Source organism: Desulfobotulus sapovorans DSM 2055 (assembly GCF_059569355.1).
In genome coordinates, this window is sequence record NZ_JCANVJ010000059.1 from 1 (window position 1) to 3,565 (window position 3,565).

At 47.9% G+C, this 3,565-nt stretch carries 3 protein-coding genes; all 3 read left to right on the forward strand.

Annotation, left to right across the window (positions count from 1 at the left end; translation table 11 throughout):
* The first annotated feature begins 367 nt into the window (after positions 1 to 367).
* The gene (locus tag BR04_RS17485) at positions 368 to 1,663 is read left to right on the forward strand and encodes a formylglycine-generating enzyme family protein (protein ID WP_496357312.1); all 1,296 of its coding nucleotides are present in this window, start codon (positions 368 to 370) and stop codon (positions 1,661 to 1,663) included.
* A gap of 122 nt (positions 1,664 to 1,785) precedes the next feature.
* Positions 1,786 to 2,487 carry a hypothetical protein gene (locus BR04_RS17490; RefSeq protein WP_496357313.1) on the forward strand — a complete coding sequence of 234 codons (702 nt, stop codon included), beginning with the start codon at positions 1,786 to 1,788 and terminating at the stop codon, positions 2,485 to 2,487.
* A 407-nt stretch (positions 2,488 to 2,894) separates the two neighbouring features.
* Positions 2,895 to 3,565: hypothetical protein (locus BR04_RS17495; protein ID WP_496357314.1), on the forward strand; the 671-nt coding region annotated here is incomplete at its 3' end.

Sequence of the window (3,565 nt, forward strand, 5' to 3'; positions counted from 1 at the left end):
GCGCTTGTTCCGGATGAATTCCTGGATTTCCTCCCAGTCCATGCGGTTTATGGGATCAATGTGGTAGTGATCTTCCGGAATGACCGGGCCTGCGACGTTGAAAAATCTTGCCATGGTGCTATGCTCCTTCCCTTATCAGGCGATGCATGGTTTTCAAGGAGCAGATGTTGCATTCCCTAAGATCTGTTGGCAAGGCTTTTTCGTATAGGGGGAGGAAGCCTTGCCGTGTGAGAGGGGGGATTCGGATCCTTCAGCGGAGGTTGTTTTTATGAATCCTGTTGCTGCAAAAGTGATTCTGCTTTTGGTGTTTTTATCTTAGTTATTGATTGTATTGATATAAATCCTGTTTTTTTGAAGGAAATATCCGATGGAAGAAAAAACCTGCCCCGTCTGCGGGGTGAAACAAAATGAAGAATCCAAAAATTGCCCCACCTGCGGCTGGGATTTCCCCATGATCCTTGGCAGCCGGGAAGAAGACATCTCAGATGCAGCCCTCTCCCTTCTGGATGAGGCCCGGAAAAAATGGGCAGAAAAGTGGGTGAACCGGGATGAAGCCCCGGATTTTAAGAGAGACCCCTTTGAGTACGAGGAAGATCGTGTGGCCCGGCTGGAGAGTGCCGTCTGGAAGGTAGGCCGTGCTGTTCTGGTAAAGGATGCCTATGAGATCCAGACGGGCCGTTTTCCCATGGCCTGGAAAGAAGTAGCAGACTGGGCCGTGGAAATTGTGGAGGAGTTTTATCCTGTTTTGAATCTCGGTCGGGATGCGGCCCTGAGCCTTTACGCCTCAGCAGAAGATTTCCCTATGGGGCTTCGTCTTGGGGTGAAGGGAGAAAAGGTGCGTCCGGTTTCCTGCCATTTGTGGACAGGTGCGGGTGTATTGGAGGCATTGCTGGAAAAGGTTTCTGTCTCTTTAGGGAATGGGGAAGAAAGGAGGGATGAAAAGATCCTTGAGAACCATTTGGGTATGCGTTTTGTAAAAATTCATTCGGGTGGGTTCTGGATGGGTTCACCTGAAAACGAACCGAAGCGGTCTGATAGTGAAAAACGGCATCGTGTGAGAATTTCCAAAGATTTTTATCTGATGACCACCCCGGTGACCCAGGGCCAGTGGGAGGCTGTGATGGGGTATAACCCTTCCCATTTTAAAGACTGCGGCAGGGACTGTCCTGTGGAAAGTGTTTCCTGGAATGAAGTGCAGGAATTCATTAAAAAACTCAATGATCTGGATAAAACCCTTACCCTGCGTCTGCCCACGGAGGCGGAGTGGGAATATGCCTGTCGTGCGGGGACAGAAACGCCCTTTGCCTTTGGAGAATGTCTTTCCACCGATGATGCCAATTATGATGGCAGGTATCCTTTGCCCGGTTGCTCCAGTGGGATATGTCGGAAAATGCCTGTAAAGGTGGCATCCTTTAAGCCCAATGCCTGGGGGTTGTATGACATGCATGGCAATATAAGCGAATGGGTTCAGGATGTGTACCGAGAGGATTATGAGAATCTGTCCGGAACCGACCCCATACATGCGCCAGGAACAGGCGGTGATCGGGTTTTCCGGGACGGTGGCTGGTATGGTGATGCCAGGTTCTGCCGTTCGGCCAATCGTGAAAAAAGCAGAGTTGACAAAAGCGACATTTTTCTTGGATTCCGCCTCGCAGGTTCTTAATTGTTCAGCTTTTATTTTTTCCCGGCGCTAAGGCCGTCCTGTGTTTATTTACAAAATAAATTTGTGCTTACTGGATAGTAAAATGGGTTGAAAGATAAAAATTCTGATGAAAGGTGTTTTCTATGTCTGAAATCAAGGTGATGCTGATTGTACCCGGGGCAGTTTCCAACAGGTTGAGTGAGGATCTGGACATACCTTACACGGTAAGGAGAGAAGCGCTTCCGGAGTATCAGGTGTATATTGATGCCCTTAAGGATTTTAAATTTTATTTTTTTTACTATACCAGCGTACCCAGAGAGGAGATGCTTTCATGTGCGGAACAGGTCTGGTCGGATATTTCTTATGCCGTGTATCTTGATCCAAAGACTCAGGAGGGAGATTTTTATCATGATAGTCGTCCTGTTCGATCTCTCAGGGCTGGGAATGTCGGCGTGGAGGATTTTGTGGAGGAGCTTGGTATGCGGGGGATGCCCTGTATCCCCATTCAAATGGACTTCAATGATGATATCCATGAAGCGGGAGAAATATCCATCCGTCATAACTACATGAAATGTATCGAGTACATTACATCCAGGCCAGAGATCATTTACCGCTCTGCATATGCATCCTTTCCTCTGGAGGACAGCTGGGTTTTGAAAGCGGAAAAAGCTCTGGACAAATGTATTGTGGGGACTAACCGAAGGAATCAGCCTGCTGCTTCGGAAAAAATGGATAAACTGTTGTTTTCTCTTTTTGATTCAAGGGGGATGGATGTTACCATGGGGCCTTCTTTGAATAAAAAGGAGGGTTCTTTATTTTTATGTGAAAAGTCGAGGGTCGGATGAACCCGGATTTCTTTTTGAGTTACGTTTCAGCCCCCTTAAGGGCAAGAGGGTGCGTCTTGGTATGGTAAAAAGACTGGTTGGAGCTGTTAACCCCTATGTTCCGGTAGAGGCGCTGCTGGTATCCTTCGCTTTTTTTGTGGAAAAAACAGAATGGGATCATCATGCGGTATTCGGTCCCCTTTCTTTGACGGATTTTGAGTGTTTGTCAAACTGGCTGAAGACCTTGTCATAGGAATGGGGCTGTTTGATGATTTTTGGAAGGGATATGGGGGTAAGGAGGGTGGTGGATGACAGAGGAAGCTTGTCCCGTTTGTTTTTTGGAAAAGAAAGAGGGCCAGAAAGTTTGCAGTCAGTGTGGATGGGATTTTCCCCTGATCCTTGGAAGCCGGGAGGAAGACATTGCGGATGTGGCCCTGGCCCGTCTGGATGAGGCACGGAAAATCTGGGAGATCCGGATGTACAATCCGGATTTTCGCGTAAATCTGAAACGGGATTCCTTTGAGACGGAGAAGGAATTTGCAACCCGCGTAGAGGATAGACCCTGTTATGTGGGAACAGGGAGTTTGCTTAAGGATAGTTACGATATCCACAGTGGTGATTTTCCTGTTGATATAACGGTGAGTGCGGATTGTGGTCTTCAGAATCAGGTTCAGGCCTGGCTTGATAACGGGAGATTGGCGGTATCACGGGATCGTGATCTGGCGCGTGGATTGTTTGAAGCGGGGAATGAGTGGCCAGTGTATGCCTGGCTCAGATGGAAAAATGGGCAGGCTGAACTGGAGAAAGTGGAACTTGCCACGTGCCAGGGGGTTTTGCCCCTTTATTTTTTAGGCAGTGACCAGAACAGGAAAGAAGGGTTAGGGCTGACGGTAAAGTTACCGGCATCAGGGAGAAAGAGGAGGTGGATGCTGTTCGGGGTGTCGGGACTGTTTTTTTTGTTAGTTTTTCTGGTGTACGGTTTCTTTGTTTCAACAGATAAGTCTTTGTGGAAGGAAGCAGAAGTAAAAAAGAGCATTGATGGGTATGATGCCTACCTGAAATCCTGCACGGTTTGTAATTATAAGAAGGATGCGGAAGG